This is a genomic window from Robbsia andropogonis (genome assembly GCF_034047095.1).
GTDB classification, from domain to species: Bacteria; Pseudomonadota; Gammaproteobacteria; order Burkholderiales; family Burkholderiaceae; genus Robbsia; species Robbsia andropogonis.
In genome coordinates this window covers 28846-45772 of record NZ_CP139165.1, presented here as the reverse complement: position 1 = coordinate 45772, position 16927 = coordinate 28846, and the positions used below count along the sequence as shown (strand labels likewise).

Here is a 16927-nt window from a genome sequence, read left to right as displayed (position 1 = left end):
CTGTTGCTGTACCGGCTTACTAAACCCGCTTACTTTGCGGCATTCCGATTCAATATCGCATTTCCGAGGGCCGTTACAGCCCAATCCGGACAGGCGCGTGAGCTGGCCTTGTCTGGATCATTCAGCCACGAGCGCACCGCTCTAACGGAACATGGTCGCTGAGTCTGTTCGCAGATGAGTGCAGCACTCTCCGCTTGCGTCAGGCCGTGCTCCATCAGTAGTTGCTGATATCGCTCTCTATTGCTCATTGCTTTCATCGCCTGACACGACTACCTTCATCGTTCCCTCGGCAGGAACCTCCAACAATGATCGAATCTGGCGGTTGATTTTCCGTAAGCGGCCGGTCATCCCATCTAGCGTCCGACATTAGCGTGTAAGAGCATACGTTTCCACGATCATGGAAGCGGGCACGTGTACCCTATAGAAGAGCAGTCCCATAAAGGCAGAACCCGTCGTACCTATTCGCGTGAATTTCGCTCCGATCTGGTCGCACAAAGTCAGCAACTCGGCATGTCGTGCTCCGCACTCGCGATCTCGCATGGCATGAATCCCAATGTGCTGCGTCGTTGGATCAAAGAATCTGGGCAGACACCCGCACCGAAGAAGGCAACGCAGCATATTGATACGGTGCCGGCCTTCATCCCGTTGCCAATGGCAGTAACGTCACCTGCGCCCGAGAGCCCCTCGGTGCCGGTGCGCATCGAAGTTCAGCGCAACGGCATCACGATTGCCATTGATTGGCCTGCTGAGCGCCTGAACGACAGTGCCGCCTGGGTGCGGGAGATTTTACGGTGATCCGTATCGACGCCATCTGGCTCGCCATCGAGCCCATGGACATGCGTGCCGGCACCGAGACCGCACTGGCACGTGTGGTCAAGGTCTTCGGCGCCGCACACCCGCACCATGCCTATGTGTTTGCCAATGGCCGAGCCAATCGGATCAAGGTGCTTGTGCATGATGGATTTGGCGTGTGGCTGGCAGCCAGGCGTTTGAACACGGGCCGCTTCGTCTGGCCGCAACGTGGCGTCGGGCAACCATTGCCACTGTCCTCGGAACAACTCGCAGCACTGGTGCTCGGCCTACCTTGGCAACGCCTGGGAGAAGACGCGGTCGTGCGTGTCACCTGAAGGACAATCGGCACGTGCGCCAATAGGCGAGGTCCTCTTGCCCTGGCACAATAGCGCCTATGATCGATCCGACACAACTCCAGTCCATGAGCGCAGAAGAACTGCGTGCACTGGCCGTGCAGTTGATATCGGATGTGCGTCACAAAGAGGCCGTCAACGCGAAGCTCACTCACGAGATCGCGGTACTGCGGCGTTTGCAGTTCGCTGCCAAGAGCGAGAAGTTGCCGCCCGAGCAGCGTAGCTTGCTCGATGAGGCGATCGATGCCGACCTGATCGCCGTCGAACACGAACTCGCGCACATGTCCGGGCAGCCGCCGCGCGAGACCGAGGCGAACAAGCCGCGTCGCGCGGCGCTCCCAGCAGCATTGCCGCGCGTCGTTTTACACCACGAACCCGAGTCAACGCTGTGCCAGTGCGGCTGCCAACTCAAACGCATTGGCGAGGATGTCAGCGAGAAGCTGGACTATACGCCGGGTGTCAAACGAACTAAACATGGAACCTTGATCTGGACTGAAACCCGCGCCAGACAGGCAACTCTCCGGTCTGAGTTCCAATTTTGTGTCAATTTTGATTGACTTAAAGTTGGAACTTCGCATGAAATTGAACTAAAGTTGAAGCATTCTGGACGTTCCAACTTTATGTCATGACCAGCCCGATTCCCTTGCCCATTCGGCGCCTTCCCAGACAGACCCTCCATCATGCCTGGGCACCAAAACTGCGACGTCCGATTCTTTTCTCCTCGGTAATGCAGCTTCGCCTGTGGATCATTCTTGAGGCAAATCCCGGGGTATCGAGCTACTGTGAGCGGCCTGCACTATCCGTCGAGGCCGTGACGGAGCCGTTAGCTGACTTCTGGATCATGCGTGACGGCAGGGAGCGGTGGCTGAGCGTTGATGATAGTGCCGACGCACAGGACGAAGCACACAAACCGCAACCCGCCGCGCTAACCGGCCGGTCCGCGCCAGATGTCGAAATCATTTCCACGAAGGAAATCGAACGTCATCGCATCTGGATCCAAAACTGGATGCTATTGCTTCCCTATCTGGCGACAGGTGCACATTTGATCGAACCTACATTGCTCGCGAACGTCGTCGAGTTTTTTGAACGTTCCGCGACAGTGGATGAAGCGGAACAGGGCTTTCCCCGTATCGACCCGGTGCTTGTCCGAACGGCGGTCATCGCCGGACTGCATGGCGGTCAGCTCATCAGTCCAGATCTGGTCACGCTTGCGTTCAGCCGGCACACACGGGTGAACCGATATCATCGTGAGCAAACGCATGATGCGCAGTGACATTCCCGAACAACTGGCAGATTGCAGCGCGTGGCCCGGGGTCGATCCATCGGCAATTGATCCTGCTCGCCTACTGGTCTACCAGAAACGCGAAGGTGCCATCCAGGCGTACCTGCGTGGCACGCCGCCTGCCGAGCTGAAGCGGCAGTTCGACATCAACCGGAGCACACTGACGCGGCTTCTGAAGCGGTGTCTTGCGCCCCATCCCGATGGCAGGATCCAGGGCTTTCGCGCGCTCATTCCGCATTCCCGAACGAAAAGCTACCGCCGTATTGCGCCAGCGATTCGGCGCTCACAGCGCGGGGGTCTTACTGGCGCCTTGGGGCAGTTGTTCGAACGGCTGCCTCAACTGGCCCAGATTCTGGAGCGCGAAGTCGGTGCTGGTACGCTAGGTATTGCAAAGAACGGAAGGCTCTATGGGCTACGAAATATTCAGTCAAAGCTGATCGCCGCCTGCCGGGAAGCCGGTCTGGGCACACAGGCCTATCCCTTCAGCCAGGATGAGATGGGATACCGGTCATTGGCGCGCTGGGTGAAACGCCGCCTCGAAGCGAGGGTACCGGTACGACGCATGGACAGTCGCGAGTGCGCCTGGGAAACCACCATCCGTCCGTTTTCCGTGGTTGAACTGGATGGCCACAAGCTGGACCTGCGGCTGAGGGTTCGTTTTACTGAACCCTCCGGCATCAGCGTCGATCTTGAAACGGAGCGTTTGTTTGTAGTTACGCTGATCGATGTCTGCACCCGCATCGTGCTAGGCTGGCAGGTCGTGCCCGCGCCCGAATACAACCACCACGATGTACTTGCGGCGATGCAGGACGCACTGCGTCCACGCCGCAAACGTGACCAGCTACTCATTACCGGGCTGACCTATCGTCCGGGGGCCGGTTTCGCGTCGGAAGCCTGCCCGGAAGTCGCCGGCGCATGCTGGGATGTCCTGAAAGTCGATAACGCGGCGGCACACTTGAGCGAGGAAACTTTCCTTCCGGCCTGCAGGTTCATCGGTTGCCGGCTGGAAGCCGGGCCTGTCGGGCAACCAACGACACGACCCTTCATCGAGCGTTTTTTCCTGACGCTGACGGACCGCATGTCCAGACAGGTGGTTGGCACCACCGGTCGCAACTCGGAGGATCCGGCGGGCAAGCGCGGCAGACGCGTAACCGTGGAACAGCTGATCACCCTGCCCGAGCTCGAGGAGTTGCTGGATGTGACCATCGCGAACTATCACGCAACGCCACACGACGGCCTGAACGGACGCACGCCGCTGGAAGCGCTGCAACTGGCCATCGACTATCAGCAGACTGCCGTGCGTACGTTGCCCCAGTTGCTGCGCGCCCGGCTGCACCAATTGCAACCGGTTCATCTGTGCGCGGTACGAGGCAGCGTGGCACGTGGCGTCGCGCCCTATATCAGCCTTTACGGCGCGAGGTACAGCAACGAGGTCCTGCAGCGCACGGCCGGGCTCAGCGGTGAAAAAATTCGCGTCTATCCGAATCCTGCCGACATGCGCGAGGCGTGGGCCTATTTGCCCAACGGTGCCGAGCTCGGCCATCTCAGCGTTCTTGAGGGCTGGCGCTACAGCCGGCATACCATGCGGGTGCGCAAGCATATCCTGCGACAGCGGCGGCTGGGCAAGCTCAAGTTTGCCGGCGAGCAGAATCCGGTACAGGTGTTCTCCGAAGCCCAGCGTAACATCAGAAAACGCGGCCGCAAACAGGCCACTGCCATCATGCAACTTTCGCAGCAGCCCGCAGATGACGGGCCGGATAGCGCGTCGGCGGTTGCGTCCCAGACGCCCACGCGTTGTCGCCAGGCAGATGTCGTGGTAATGCCCGTTGATCTGGGGGATCTGAAGGTACAAAACCGCTGACAGGGAGAACCTGCATGTCCGACGACATTCGCCGTCCCATCGCCTACGACGAACATCCGCTTTTCCGGCGCAAGTATCGGGTTCCCACGCCCTCCATCGCTGCCTTTCGCAAGCTCATCGATGAATGTCTGTTTCTCTACATCACCGGGGCTCTGATTCACGGTCGCCCCCGTATCGGGAAGACTTACGCCATCGAATTCCTGCGCCAGGATCTTGAACGGCGATATCCGAAAACCTCCGTGTATGTGTTGCGCTGCCCGCGCTCACAAACGGCCTCCGAGAACAACTTCTTTTCGGCACTGTTGCATGCCGTCAAGCATCCCGCGCAAAGCGGTGCGTCCCGGGCGGCACTGCGTGGGCGTCTGCTGCACAAGCTGCGACAGGTGGCCGAGAACAAGGGGGACGATCGTGTCATCCTGTTCGCAGACGAAGCGCAGAACCTGCGTGAAATCGAATACGAATGGCTGCGTGACCTGCACGATGAGATGGAGAGCAACGCGTTGCGGCTGTTCACTTTTCTAGTGGGGCAACCGCAGTTGCTCGCACAGAAGTCTGTCTTCCAGGCGCAGGACAAGCAGCAGATTGTAGCGCGATTCATGGTCGAGGAGCTCGCGTTTCGGGGTATTGTCAGTGCAGCCGAATGTGCGGCCGTTCTCGCGACCTATGACAGCGGCGAATGTCCCGCGAACTCGGGCTGGAGCTATGCGCGATTCTTCGTTCCCAGGGCGTACGCAGCGGGGCTGCGTCTGGCAGAATCTGCAACCCGTTTGTGGGATGCATTCGAGGACGCACACATCAAGGCGAATCTGGAAGGCCCGGTGGATGTGCCCATGAAATACTTCACCGCCTCGGTCGAAGCCGCGCTCCTGCTCGGTTCATCCCGCGACAGCGAAACCCTGAAGTTCGACACGCTCTTCTGGAACGAGATGGTCGAACAAAGTCGTTATGTGCTGGGGCAAAAGGCAGGTCGGCCGATACTGTCCGCCATCACACCGCGCTGAGCCTCGCGTCATGACTACCACGGTCGCTATACCGCCCGACTGGAGCGATCACGCCTGGCAACCGCTGGTGTTGCCTACGCATATTGACCAGGCGCGCTATACGACCCGTCCCGACTGGAGCAGCGATGGCGAATCCATGTGGATGCGGGTGTCGAAATTCTCGCTGTTCAACCGGCTGCCGCTGCACGCGCTGGCAAGCCTCGTTGCCGTACGCGCCAGTGAAGCCAGTAGTGGGGGCGTGGATTTTCGGCGTGCCGACCGGTTTGTTCCCTCCCGACTTTGTAGCCTGCTTGAGATTGCGGAGGCGGCCGTGCCGAACGGATTCTGTCTGCCCTCGGCCCACCCGGCACTGACATGGGCGGCCACCGAATTGCGCTATTGTCCCGGGTGTCTTGAACAGGGGTTTCACGCGGCGTGGTTTCAGTGGCGATTCGTCGAACGATGCCCGACACATGGGTCCCGCTTGCGCAGTGGCTGCCACAAATGCGCGGCGGTCATACCGTATGCGCTCGACAGCAGTCTGACAAGGCACCCTTTATCGTGCTCCCACTGCGGCACGTTCTGGGTGCGGCAACTCAATCGTCCCGCCGGCCGCTGCGTACCCGTCAAAGGCCGACTGGCCCGAATCTTCAAACGTTGGCAGATCCATCTCGCCGATGCGATGATGCCGGTCATCGCCACGCCGTTTCCGTCATGTGCTCCCGCCACCGGAAAAGTCGCGCGTCAACGGGCTGCAGGCATCGAGATCCGGATGACAGGACTAGCCCGCTGCATCCAGATGCTGAACCGGCTTTACGATGTACCGCCCCCCTCACTTGTGGAGCTATCCGGGCGGTATCGCGTCGAGCTCGACATGGTTGAAAAAATCCGACCTGCTCCGTCACCAGGCGAAGGCAGCGGAGCGGAAGTGATTGCCTGGGCCAGCGCCGACTGGCCGCATTTTGATAACGATTTTCGGGAATACGAGCGGGTTCTGAAGCATGTCGGTCGCGACCTCTTTGGGGATACCTGCCGGATTGCCCTGACGCGTCTACCCCTGCCAGACCGCTACGGCGCGATGGTCATCCACACCCAGGACGTGAATGCCGATCTGGCCACGGCGCTGGGCTGGTCAATCAGTTGGTACGGCTTCTCGCGCACATTCGCACCAGAACGCGAGCCCCACATGCCGGCCATGGGCCTGACCGGGTGGCTGGCCCATGCACCACACCGTCCCGCTGAATGTCCTCCTGAGCAGTGGAGGGAGCAGATGTCCGCGTGGCTGGCGCACGATCTGGCCAGATCCGCCCGCGCGTGGACGCGCATCGTGCGGTTCATGCGTGCCCGAGAAAAATATCTGTTTCACGCGCTACTCATGCGACCGGCAGAACTGGCGCGCCTGCACTCGCCTTTTCAGGACGGTACACCATCCTGTTACACTCGAAAAAATTTCGAAGAAATCGATGTAGTGAGATAATTCACGTTATCGCGTTATTCATTTTTTGGATGAAAAGTTAACACCATCGAAACGCGTCACCCCCAGGAGCCCGCAGGGCAGGGTTTCCCCGATGTCGACGAGCTCGCCATGCTTCGCGCCTGGTACGCAGGCCTGTCCTCGCGCGCAGCCATGGCCCGCTACCTGGGCGGGCGCAGGGCGGCAGGGGAATCGTCGAGGGGTCTCATAGGCGACATCCGCCGGCAACTGATTGCCTTTGCGCATAGCCGGCATCGCCCCGATCTGGCAGCCGTCTTCGAGCATACGACCACACAACGACACGCTCGGGCGGACACGGTCGAGCGCACGATCAGGATGCTTGGCTCGTTGCCTTTGCCGCAACCGCAAGTGACTGACGACGTCGCGCTGTGGTTTGCGCCGCGCACAGTGCGGGCGCTGCATGCTCACGGCATCCGCACACTCACGGATCTGACGGTACGCATTCCCCGCCGGCGCCAGTGGTGGACCAGGATCAGGGGGCTCGGAGCGAGCAGCGCTCGGGCCATCGAAGCGTTTTTCGCGGCGCGCCCAGCCTTGACTGAGCGTGCCCGCGCATTGATCACGCTTACGCACCCAGCCGGTATCGCGCCGTGGGAGCAGCTACGGCTGCCGCATGAAGTCGACGGTTCGCAGGGCACGTTGCGCGGCGCCCCGCGCGAGACCTGCACGCTCAATGCCACGAACGACTACGAAGCCGTGCAGGCGTGGCTCGCGCTGCACGAGACCGTCACGACGCAGCGCGCCTACCGCAAGGAAGCCGAGCGCCTGATTCTCTGGGCCCTCGTTGAGCGGGGCCGCGCGTTCTCGTCGCTAACAACTGATGACGCGATTGCATACCGGACGTTTGTACGGCGCCCCTCGCCACGTGAGCGGTGGGTTGGTCCGCCGCGCCCGCGCGATTCTGTCGAATGGCGCCCCTTCACGGGCGGCCTGTCGGCGCGCTCGACCGCCTACGCACTCACGGTCCTCTCGGCGCTGTATCGATGGCTCATCGAGCAGCGCTACGTACTGGCCAACCCCTTTGCCGGCATCAAGGTGCGCGGTACAGCCCTGCGCCCCGAGCTCGACACTGCGCGCGGCTTCACCGAAGGCGAGTGGCTGCTGCTGCGGGCCATTGCAGACGGTCTCGAATGGTCGTATGGCTGGTCCGCGCCTGCTGCACGGAGGCTGCGCTTCCTGCTCGACTTCGGCTACGCGACGGGCCTGCGAGCAAGCGAACTCGTCGGTGCCGTGCTGCGCGACATCCGTCCTGACGGGCACGGCGACCCCTGGCTTCACCTCATTGGCAAAGGCAGCAAACCCGGCAGGGTGACGTTACCGCCGCTGGCCACCGATGCGCTTGATCAATATCTGCTTGAACGAAGCCTGCCGGTCTCACGGGAGCGCTGGAACCCGGCCACTCCAATCCTCGCCGGCCTTGGCGAGCATGAGGACGCAGGTATTACGGGCGCGCATCTGTGGCGCGTCATGCGCCGGTTTTTTAGGGAAGCCGCTGGCGTACTTGAGGGAGAGCATCCGCTCCTGGCAGAAAAACTGCGCCGCGCGAGTCCGCACTGGATGCGCCACACGCATGCGACTCACGCACTCGGTCGCGGCGCGGAGCTGACGAGCGTACGTGAGAACCTGCGCCATTCGTCCATCTCAACGACCTCGATGTACCTGCGCGCAGACGACCTCAGGCGCTCCCGGCAGTTCGCTGAGGCCTTCGGGCGTTGCATCGGGAAACCGCGGACACAGTCTGATTTGCAGTGAAACCTGCCCCTTCGATCATCATGTCTTCGATCAATACGGATCATCTTGCTCCCACCGTTACGCCCGCAGGTCATCTTCTTGCTATGCCGCAAACCGATGCGCCCCCCGTGCCGGAAGACATCGCGCTCGACCGCGCTTTCCAGGCCGGAGCAGGCCACGGCCTGCTCCATCTCGGCAGCACAGTAATCGGGCGGGCATTGCCCCCGCCTGGGGCTGGTGGCGGGACTTTGCCATGCGTTACGTCACCGTGTTATGCACGACGCTCACCGACGGGAACATCGCAGTCATCGAACCGAACGCCAAGGACATCGGAAAGATGATCGAGGATGCGCCGCCCATGACGGGCGCCGAATATCTCACGCCGGAAGTGCTCGCGGCACTGTGGCGCGAGATCGGCAACGCCCTGCGCCAGGAGCTGGCCAGCGCGGGTGGCTCGCTTCAGGCATTTCTCAAATCGCGTCACCCCACCTGGAATCTGGTGGGCCGGGTTCACTTCAATCTTGCCGAGAACCGGAAAGACCCGGACGCCCCCTTCGCCTTTCTGGCCACCTATACGACGCGCGTCTCGGCGCATGGCAAGACCCAGCATCAGCCCCTGTCGCGCTCGCTCGAGGAATTCTCCGGCGCGCGCAACAAGGCACAGCTTCTTTCGCTGCTGGGTCCTGTTCAGCAGGCGGCCGAACGCTGCGACTGGGTGCGCGCGTTGCTTGAGTCGCGCGAGATCTATCATCCGTTGCGCTGGACGCCCACCGAGGCCTGGCACCTGCTCCAGGATTTGCCGGCACTCGAGGCCGCCGGCATCATTGTCCGGCTACCCGGTACGTGGACGACGGGTCGTCCCGCGAGGCCGGGCGTCACGGCCAGCGTGGGCACGAAACCGCCGTCGCTCGTCGGCAAGGATGCCTTGCTTGATTTCAACGTCGCGGTCTCGCTCGAGGGCGAACTATTAAGCCCCGCCGAAGTACGGACACTGCTGAAGGGTGCCGACGGTCTACAGTGGATCCGAGGACGCTGGATCGAGGTGGATACCCATAGGCTCGGCCGTCTTCTGCAACGCTTCGAAGATCTCGGGCGGGCCGCACAATCGGGGCTGCCATTCAACGACGCGCTACGCCTGCTGGCCGGCGTATCGGGCGATGAGGCCGATGTGCAGGAAGAGCACGACTGGGCACAAGTCGTCGCCGGATCCTGGCTGGCCGAAACCCTTCAGAACCTGCGTCAGCCGCAAGGCCTGGCGCACGTCGAACCCGGCCCCGGGCTGCGCACGCAGCTTCGGCCTTACCAGCAGGCGGGCGTGCAGTGGCTCTACCTGCTCAGCCGCCTCGAACTGGGCGCGTGTCTGGCAGACGACATGGGGCTCGGCAAAACGATCCAGGTCCTCGCGCTGCTCCTGATCCTGAAGCGCGAACAGCCCGCTCCGCAGCCAAGCCTGCTCGTCGCGCCGGCCTCCCTGCTGGCCAACTGGGCCTGGGAAGCCGAACGGTTTGCGCCCGGTCTGCGTGTCTTAGTCGCCCACCCCTCCGTCACGCCCACCGAGGTCCTGCGCGACCTCGATGAGGCGAAGCTCGCCCAAACCGACCTCGTCATCACCAGTTTCGGCGCGCTGCTTCGCCAGCCTGCGCTCGAGAGGATCCGTTGGCGTCTTGCGATCATCGACGAAGCACAGGCCATCAAGAACCCCGCGGCTAGGCAAACCCGGCAGGTCAAGAAGCTTCAGGCTCAGGCGCGCATCGCCCTGACCGGCACCCCTGTCGAAAACCGCCTCTCGGACTTGTGGTCCATCTTCGATTTCACGCATCCGGGCCTGCTGGGCTCGGCGAAGGATTTTGCCGGATTCAGCAAGCGTCTCGCGAAAGCCGGACACTTCGGTCCGCTTCGCTCGCTTGTGCGACCATACATCCTGCGCCGCCTGAAGACGGACAGGAACGTCATTGCCGATCTCCCTGAAAAAACCGAGCTTAAGGCCTGGTGCCACCTGAGCCCGTTTCAGGCCGCGCTGTACGAGCGCGCGGTCAATGACCTGGCCGCTGCGCTCGACGGGGCAGAAGGCATTGAGCGCAAAGGGCTCGTATTGAGCTACCTGATGCGTTTCAAGCAGATATGCAACCATCCGTCCCAGTGGCTCGGCGATGCGGCATGGAAGCCTGAGGCCAGTGGTAAATTTGCGCGTCTGCGGGAACTGGTCGAGGTGATTGCCGCGAAGCAGGAGAAGGTACTGGTATTCACTCAGTTTCGCGAAACCACCGAGCCCCTGGCCGCATTTTTGGGATCACTGTTTGGCCGCGAAGGTTTGATCCTGCATGGCGGCACCCCTGTCGGCAAGCGGCGCGAACTGGTCAGGCAATTTCAGGAAGACGAATTGACGCCCTTCTTTGTGCTGTCGCTCAAGGCAGGGGGAGCGGGGCTGAATCTGACTGCGGCTTCCCACGTGATTCATTTCGATCGCTGGTGGAATCCGGCCGTAGAAAATCAGGCGACAGACCGGGCCTTTCGCATCGGCCAGCGCCGCAACGTGCTGGTGCACAAGTTCGTCTGCCGGGGCACCGTTGAGGATCGGATCGACCAGTTGATCGAAACGAAACAACAGTTGGTGACGGATGTGCTCGAAGGCGGAGCGGAGCTGCTGCTCACTGAAATGAGCGATCGGGAGTTGCTGGATCTCGTCAGGCTCGATATACATTCCGCTCAGGAAAACTGATCACAAAGAGTGAGTCCAATGGGTTATTACGGTGGGTGGAAACCTTACGTTCCGGTGGCTGAGCGCCGACGAAAAGCTGCAAAGCTGGTCGCGAAAACCGTCAAGGCCGGCAAGACACTGTCGCCGATCCCGCCGTATCGCGGCGCCATCGCGAAAACCTTCTGGGGCAAGACGTGGTGCGATAATCTGGAGGGCTACAGCGACTACGGTAACCGCTTGCCGCGCGGGCGCACCTACGTGCGCAACGGATCGGTGGTCGATTTGCAGATCACTTCAGGAAAAGTCCATGCGCAGGTCATGGGCTCGAGCCTCTACACGGTCAATGTCGACGTCGCCGCGTGCACCCCTCAACACTGGCGTACGCTGGTCGACGGCTGTACGTCATCGATCGATTCCATGGTCGAGCTGCTGCAGGGCAAGCTCTCGGGTGCGGTAATGGAACGGATTTGCAAGCTAGGCACGGGACTGTTTCCGACACCGAAAGAAATCCGGTTCGATTGCGGCTGCCCGGACTGGGCGTCGATGTGCAAGCATGTTGCCGCAGTGCTGTATGGCGTAGGCGCACGGCTCGACCAGCAGCCCGAACTGCTCTTCACGCTGCGGGGTGTGGATGCCACCGATCTCATCAGCAGCACGGGGGCCGGATTGTCCGCAGCGGGAACCGCGCCCGCGTCGGGCAAGGTCCTCAAGGACGCGGCCCTGGGCGACGTCTTCGGTATCGAGATTGACACCGGGCCGCTCGCCGCACCACCTGTCACCCGCAAACGGACAGGCAGGCAGTCCGCCCCGCGAACGGACCGGGTTGCCAAACCATCGCCGCCAGAGAAACCGGCATCGAGCGCAAAATCGACCTCGAAAGGCAAAGAGGCGACGCCCAGGGCGGTAGTCAAATCCATCGCTGCCACAAAACCGGCTGGCAAAGCGCGTGGAGATACGCCGAAAGCGATCCGCTCAACCGCCTCGCAAAAATCGCCCACACGCTCGCCTGCGACGCAGCGGTCCCCGCAAAAAGCAAAAGCATCCAGATGAAGACAAAGTCATGGTCACCGTCAAATATGATGATCTTTCCTCGGCCTTCGAACTTCGTCCGCTATGCATCTCGCCCAACTCTGGGCCGCATTCTGTCAGCAGCATCCGCGATGTTTCGAGTGTTTCGCGCATCGCGACACGTTCATGAAGACGGCGGGCGAGCACATCCTTGTGCCCGTGAAGAACGAACCGAAGATGGGCAGAAACGATCCATGCCCATGTGGATCGGGGAGGAAGTACAAGAAGTGCTGTGGCTCGTGACCAACTGAACCCAGTGAATCCCAGTGGCTCGTGGAGTGAAGTCATACGAGCTCCGTGCGATCATCGATTGTTCCGAAGAGTTTCATCTTTACGTCAATTGACCGAAAACCGTTGTGACATAAGGCTCACTCCCTCCGATTGCGTTGCCGAATCGAAAAAGTCTCGACTTTAGTACAATTTCGTACCAACTTTAGTTCGTTTGACAATTATGTTCGAGATGAAGAACGAGAGCGACCGAACCGCGACGAAGAACAGGAACGAAGATTTCCTGAAAGAGCTGGACAAGGACCGCACCGAGAAAGGCTGCGAGTACGCCGTGCTGGTCTCTCTGCTCGAACCAGACAGCGAGCTCTACAACACCGGGATTGTCGACATGTTTCACCGCTATCCGAAGATGTATGTAGTCCGGCCGCAGTTCTTTATACCCATCATCACGCTCTTGAGGAACGCGGCGATGAACTCGCTCAAGTACAAGTCGGAACTGGCCCTTGTGAAGGCACAGAACATCGACATCACGAACTTCGAGACGGAACTCGAGTCGTTTAAAACTGCTTTCGGGAAAAATTATGAGCTTGCGTCCCGGCGGTTCCAGACGGCGATCGACGAGATCGACAAGTCAATTGACCATCTGCAGAAAACGAAGGAAGCCCTACTCGGTACCGACCGGAACCTGCGCCTGGCTAACGACAAGGCGCAGGACGTGACGATCAAGAGATTGACGCGGGGCAATCCGACGATGGCGGCCAAGTTTGCCGATCTCAAGGATCAAAATCCCGCGAAGCCGAACGGTTCGAGTAATCGACCTGAGGCGGACAATCAAGGAGGCGAGTTGCTGTGAAAATCCGTAAAGCAAATGTAGACTCACCTGCTGCGGTACAGGCGCGCGCAGGGATGTATCGTCGCGCGTGGTAAATTCATACTAAAGAACATCCTAGAGAGGGCCAATTGGTAAAACGCGCCATCATTTGCGAAGGCGATACCACGTCGCATGGCGGCACGGTAATCGAAGGAAGTCCCGCAAGCAAGATTGACGGCAGATGCATCGCGGGCGTCGGACATCAGGTTTCCTGCCCGCGCTGCAAAGGCGTCTTTGCGATTTTGCCGGACCTGCTGGGCAGACGTTACCCACATCGCATAAACGGCCGAGATACGGCCGTTGAAGGCATGCGCACGGCATGTGGCGCTGTTCTGATCGCATCGCAGTCATCGTCGACAATCACGGATGATGGCGAGGCTGACTCATACACCGGTGCCGCCGCAGTGGCGTCAGCCGCATCGACGGGCCAAGCGCTTTCACCCAGCCCAACGCTTTGCCTGGAATGCCTCAAAGCGGCAGCCGAGAGCGGCGCAACGACTGTGATGCGGGAGTAGCCGGTGGAGCCGTCGAAGATCGACCTGTATTTTGCGCAACGCCAGCTTGAAATTTCACTGCCTGTTCGGCTCTACGCCCTCGTCGATGCATTGCTCTATGCGCGAGCGCCTGGTGCAACCGCGCTCGAGCGATCAACGGGCATTGTCGCCTTGTTTGATGGAACCGCCGACGCCTCGCTGGCCGATGCTGGCCCGTGGCTGATCGATGTCGCTGACGCGTCGGTTGATATCAAGCGCACGCTGCTCGCGCTAGCCGCCGGCGCAGAGGGAGTGTCGTGGCTCATTAGCGCGTACCCATTTCGGGGTCTCGCCCACGAGCTGCGCGAGGGGCTGGATGTCCGGATGCCGGATGGGCGTACGGCGCTGCTGCGTTTTTACGATGCACGGGTCATTCGCCAAATCGCCGGGTTGCTGTCGTTTTCCCAGCGGGCAGAATTTTTTGTGCCGACGTTCGACTGGCTGGTCCAGATCAACGGCGATTTGTTCAGGGTGCATCCACATGCTTGAGTTGACTGCCGAACAGGTAGTCGCCCTCGCCGAGGTCGACGCCAAGGGTTTTGTGGAACGGGTGCGAGAAGATCTCGTGAAGGCAGACCCACGGCTCGCCGAGGATTCAGCGTTGTCGCCGAGGCTCTGGCGCGCGTTCAAGGCCGCACGGGCGTTTGGTATTCGGGATGATGACAACCTCGTCGCGTTCCTGCGTTTGGAAGCTTACGCGCCGGGTTTTTACGACAAGCCGGCCACACGCACCCGGCTGACACGCCCTGGCCGCTCGGCAGACGAAAGGTTCCATGACTATCTGCGCGTCATGCGCTGGAAGATCCAACATCCTGAGTTTGTAGGGGGAGCGATAAATGGCGGGAATATTGTTGACCGGATTGGAGGCCGCAGTAGCCGAGCTTGGGCCAGTCTTGGCGCGCGCTGGCGCAGCCTTATTGGGCGGAGCGGCAACGGCGGGAACAGCTAGCCTGTCGGGCGACACGGCAAAGGAGGACAGCAAGGCTGCACCCGTTGCGCGCACGCTGCCGCGCACCGGCGAGAGTTGCAAGAAGTGCCCGCCTGAGGCCGGCATCAAGATCAGGCGTAAGCATGGCGTGAACTGGAACTCCTACCGTTACCAAGCCCGAATAACTGGTTTCGCATTCGATGCTGAGGAATGCCGCTGGAGCGACGAATGGGAATGGCTCGACATTGACTTCGATGGCTTTCAGCCTGACGACTGCCTTCTTCAGGAAGCCAAAGGCAATTACGATCAGTTTCTTGACGGGTCGATTCCAAAGGCCGACAAATGGTTCGATGGTTTCAGGTCTATGGAAGATCAGATGGTCGATCAGGGTAGCGTTGTGCGTCTGAATCCTCCGGCACGCCTGACGTGGTACTTCCAGACGCCGCTCGCCTACAAAAAGATGATGCCGCTGGCTACCCGCCTTGGCATCCAGGCTGTCTACCAACCGTGATTCGAACATGGAAATAAACGCGATGTTCAGGGACGCCTCGCTGTCGTCCCGCGATTTTCAGGAAATGCTTGCCCGGGAATCGCGGCTCGTTGCCGCCTTGTCGGCTAGCGAACCGTTGATGGCACATCCCAACTGGCGGCTCACAGGAGACTCGCTTGAAGAGGCAAGCCTCTATCCCGCCTTTGACGAAAGCGGCTCACCATCGACTCCCGCGCTTGCAGTCCTGACGACACGAGCGAGCGGCAAAAGGCGAGCAGTTTCCCATGCAGCGATCTGGAACGTTGCGACCGGAGATAACGAGGGAGCGTCCATTTCGTGTCAAGTGTCAGACGCAAAGGTCCTGCCCGATCGTGTAAGCCTCGATATCGACATGAAGGGCTGCTATCAATCGTTCGATGATATGGCTCGCATCGTTCAGGCGATTGTTGCCACGTTCCAGTCGGCGGTTGTGGAGGTCTCGCCGAAAGGCTATTTCGAGAAGCAGGTGTTCGACGACAAACCTGGCGTCGGGTGGATGCTCTATGTGCCCAGGATTATCACCACGCAGCAGGTGCCGGAAGCGCGCGCACTGATTCCTGTTCCCGAAGCCGGCAGCAAACAAACCGGCACTATCATCGTGAGCGTGACCGACGCTGTGTTTTCTGCGGACAACCCTGAGCACGTCGAGATTGCCAACCGTATCGAGATCCGCCTGGTCGATCAGGACCTGCTGCCTTGCTACTCGGATATCTGAATGAGCGACAAACTCGTTTGATTCGCGGACGTCAATGCCACCCGGGCTGAGCCCGGCCTTGTCTGACTCTTCCAGGAATTCATAGGCCAAACCGAGCCTGGTCAGATGAAGACGACGCGCGCTGAAAAGCCATGGAGGCGGTAATGCCTATCGATGCAAGACACGGAGGACCTTAGGGCAATCTGATGCTTCGTCAGGCTAAGCGAAAGCGCTCAGGCTCGCCCGTTACGATGTGCGTTGGATCAAGAATTGATCGTAATCCCTTCCGGCAATCCACTTCGGCGGCTTGCCGCGACCGGACCACGTCCAGCCAGTCTCTGGATCTCGGTAGATCGGCTGGATCTTCACATTTTTGAGTTTGGACTTTTGCGGTTTCGGGACGTCTAGTTCAGCGATAGTGAAGCCGAACAGTGCTATCGTTTTACGTACCTCCGCGAGGGCGTCATTACGCTGTGCCGCGATCTGCTGCGCGATTTCCTTGTTCAGTGCCTCGCGCCGTGAGAGTAATGCTTCGAGATCCATGGCGTTTTCGGGATTAGGAGAGATTCCTTGTTCGTAAGCGGCTGGTGATCCCATCTTGAGGGATGTGGATGCGTGGTCAGGCTGGCGTCGGCTGCCAGTTGTGTGGCAACAGGCCATCGATCTGCCGTGCCGGATGGGTCGGCAATCGATTCAGTACGTCTTTGAGATAGGCATACGGATCATGGCCATTGAGCTTGGCCGACTGAACGAGGCTCATGATCGCCGCCGCGCGTTTGCCCGCCCGCAATGAACCTGCGAACAGCCAATTCTTCCGACCCAGCGCAATTTCCCGTTCATTCTGCCCATATCGGGCAGGAAGTCGAGATTCATTATCGTTGGCA

General features: G+C 60.3%; 16 protein-coding genes and 3 pseudogenes. 17 read left to right on the top strand and 2 right to left on the bottom strand.

Translation table 11 applies throughout. The features are described from left to right. Positions 1-411 precede the first annotated feature (411 nt). The 17 genes and pseudogenes from SJQ66_RS04900 (at position 412) to SJQ66_RS04820 (ending at position 16064) form a co-directional block, all read left to right on the top strand. Positions 412-795: a transposase gene (locus SJQ66_RS04900; RefSeq protein ID WP_320533903.1), complete on the top strand. Its 384-nt coding sequence runs from the start codon at positions 412-414 to the stop codon at positions 793-795. After that, the gene (gene tnpB, locus SJQ66_RS04895) at positions 792-1127 is read left to right on the top strand and encodes an IS66 family insertion sequence element accessory protein TnpB (RefSeq protein ID WP_176026082.1); all 336 of its coding nucleotides are present in this window, start codon (positions 792-794) and stop codon (positions 1125-1127) included. The genes SJQ66_RS04900 and tnpB overlap by 4 nt, the downstream gene beginning before the upstream one ends. A gap of 59 nt (positions 1128-1186) precedes the next feature. Beyond that, a complete protein-coding gene (locus tag SJQ66_RS04890; protein WP_320533912.1) occupies positions 1187-1702 on the top strand; it encodes an IS66 family transposase in 516 nt (171 codons plus the stop codon). Positions 1703-1770: 68 nt separating this feature from the next. Then, positions 1771-2418 (top strand): hypothetical protein, encoded by a 648-nt coding sequence (locus SJQ66_RS04885; protein ID WP_320533911.1) that lies wholly within the window; start codon positions 1771-1773, stop codon positions 2416-2418. Then, positions 2393-4288 carry an integrase gene (locus tag SJQ66_RS04880; protein ID WP_320533910.1) on the top strand — a complete coding sequence of 632 codons (1896 nt, stop codon included), beginning with the start codon at positions 2393-2395 and terminating at the stop codon, positions 4286-4288. The genes SJQ66_RS04885 and SJQ66_RS04880 overlap by 26 nt, the downstream gene beginning before the upstream one ends. A gap of 14 nt (positions 4289-4302) precedes the next feature. After that, a complete protein-coding gene (locus tag SJQ66_RS04875; protein WP_320533909.1) occupies positions 4303-5289 on the top strand; it encodes an ATP-binding protein in 987 nt (328 codons plus the stop codon). A gap of 10 nt (positions 5290-5299) precedes the next feature. Then, positions 5300-6745 (top strand): hypothetical protein, encoded by a 1446-nt coding sequence (locus SJQ66_RS04870; protein ID WP_320533908.1) that lies wholly within the window; start codon positions 5300-5302, stop codon positions 6743-6745. A gap of 108 nt (positions 6746-6853) precedes the next feature. Further along, complete coding sequence (locus tag SJQ66_RS04865; protein WP_320533907.1) at positions 6854-8515, top strand: site-specific integrase; 1662 nt, start codon at positions 6854-6856, stop codon at positions 8513-8515. 20 nt (positions 8516-8535) lie between these two features. Beyond that, a pseudogene (locus SJQ66_RS04860) lies at positions 8536-11213 on the top strand (DEAD/DEAH box helicase). An 18-nt stretch (positions 11214-11231) separates the two neighbouring features. Next, positions 11232-12242: a hypothetical protein gene (locus SJQ66_RS04855; RefSeq protein ID WP_320533906.1), complete on the top strand. Its 1011-nt coding sequence runs from the start codon at positions 11232-11234 to the stop codon at positions 12240-12242. A 63-nt stretch (positions 12243-12305) separates the two neighbouring features. Continuing rightward, a complete protein-coding gene (locus SJQ66_RS04850) occupies positions 12306-12503 on the top strand; it encodes an SEC-C metal-binding domain-containing protein (protein ID WP_320533905.1) in 198 nt (65 codons plus the stop codon). Positions 12504-12702: 199 nt separating this feature from the next. Further along, a pseudogene (locus SJQ66_RS04845) lies at positions 12703-13341 on the top strand (DUF2130 domain-containing protein); the annotation flags it as partial. Between the two features lie 107 nt (positions 13342-13448). After that, on the top strand, positions 13449-13874 hold the full coding sequence (locus SJQ66_RS04840; protein ID WP_320533904.1) for a PAAR domain-containing protein: 426 nt from the start codon (positions 13449-13451) through the stop codon (positions 13872-13874). Positions 13875-13877: 3 nt separating this feature from the next. Beyond that, complete coding sequence (locus SJQ66_RS04835) at positions 13878-14381, top strand: DUF4123 domain-containing protein (protein WP_320533889.1); 504 nt, start codon at positions 13878-13880, stop codon at positions 14379-14381. Then, entirely contained in the window at positions 14374-14841 is a 468-nt protein-coding gene (locus SJQ66_RS04830; RefSeq protein WP_320533888.1) for a hypothetical protein, read from the top strand. Before SJQ66_RS04835 ends, SJQ66_RS04830 begins: the two co-directional genes overlap by 8 nt. Continuing rightward, positions 14729-15331, top strand: coding sequence for a restriction endonuclease fold toxin 5 domain-containing protein (locus SJQ66_RS04825; protein ID WP_320533887.1), 603 nt, complete (start codon positions 14729-14731; stop codon positions 15329-15331). The genes SJQ66_RS04830 and SJQ66_RS04825 overlap by 113 nt, the downstream gene beginning before the upstream one ends. 7 nt (positions 15332-15338) lie before the next feature. Next, complete coding sequence (locus SJQ66_RS04820) at positions 15339-16064, top strand: immunity 52 family protein (RefSeq protein ID WP_253466599.1); 726 nt, start codon at positions 15339-15341, stop codon at positions 16062-16064. Positions 16065-16289: 225 nt separating this feature from the next. Here the strand turns inward: SJQ66_RS04820 and SJQ66_RS04815 are convergent, their stop codons facing one another. Then, positions 16290-16586, bottom strand: coding sequence for an H-NS histone family protein (locus tag SJQ66_RS04815; protein ID WP_176026115.1), 297 nt, complete (start codon positions 16584-16586; stop codon positions 16290-16292). A 76-nt stretch (positions 16587-16662) separates the two neighbouring features. Beyond that, positions 16663-16878: pseudogene (locus SJQ66_RS04810) on the bottom strand (transposase domain-containing protein); the annotation flags it as partial. Positions 16879-16927: the final 49 nt, after the last annotated feature.

What these genes read in the sequence shown, in the direction of transcription:
- SJQ66_RS04890 (WP_320533912.1), top strand. Translation starts at nt 1,187, where the DNA reads ATGATCGATCCGACACAACTCCAGTCCATGAGCGCAGAAGAACTGCGT.
- SJQ66_RS04885 (WP_320533911.1), top strand. Translation starts at nt 1,771, where the DNA reads ATGACCAGCCCGATTCCCTTGCCCATTCGGCGCCTTCCCAGACAGACC.
- SJQ66_RS04875 (WP_320533909.1), top strand. Translation starts at nt 4,303, where the DNA reads ATGTCCGACGACATTCGCCGTCCCATCGCCTACGACGAACATCCGCTT.
- SJQ66_RS04870 (WP_320533908.1), top strand. Translation starts at nt 5,300, where the DNA reads ATGACTACCACGGTCGCTATACCGCCCGACTGGAGCGATCACGCCTGG.
- SJQ66_RS04865 (WP_320533907.1), top strand. Translation starts at nt 6,854, where the DNA reads ATGCTTCGCGCCTGGTACGCAGGCCTGTCCTCGCGCGCAGCCATGGCC.
- SJQ66_RS04855 (WP_320533906.1), top strand. Translation starts at nt 11,232, where the DNA reads ATGGGTTATTACGGTGGGTGGAAACCTTACGTTCCGGTGGCTGAGCGC.
- SJQ66_RS04850 (WP_320533905.1), top strand. Translation starts at nt 12,306, where the DNA reads ATGCATCTCGCCCAACTCTGGGCCGCATTCTGTCAGCAGCATCCGCGA.
- SJQ66_RS04830 (WP_320533888.1), top strand. Translation starts at nt 14,374, where the DNA reads ATGCTTGAGTTGACTGCCGAACAGGTAGTCGCCCTCGCCGAGGTCGAC.
- SJQ66_RS04825 (WP_320533887.1), top strand. Translation starts at nt 14,729, where the DNA reads ATGGCGGGAATATTGTTGACCGGATTGGAGGCCGCAGTAGCCGAGCTT.
- SJQ66_RS04820 (WP_253466599.1), top strand. Translation starts at nt 15,339, where the DNA reads ATGGAAATAAACGCGATGTTCAGGGACGCCTCGCTGTCGTCCCGCGAT.
- SJQ66_RS04815 (WP_176026115.1), bottom strand. Translation starts at nt 16,586, where the DNA reads ATGGATCTCGAAGCATTACTCTCACGGCGCGAGGCACTGAACAAGGAA.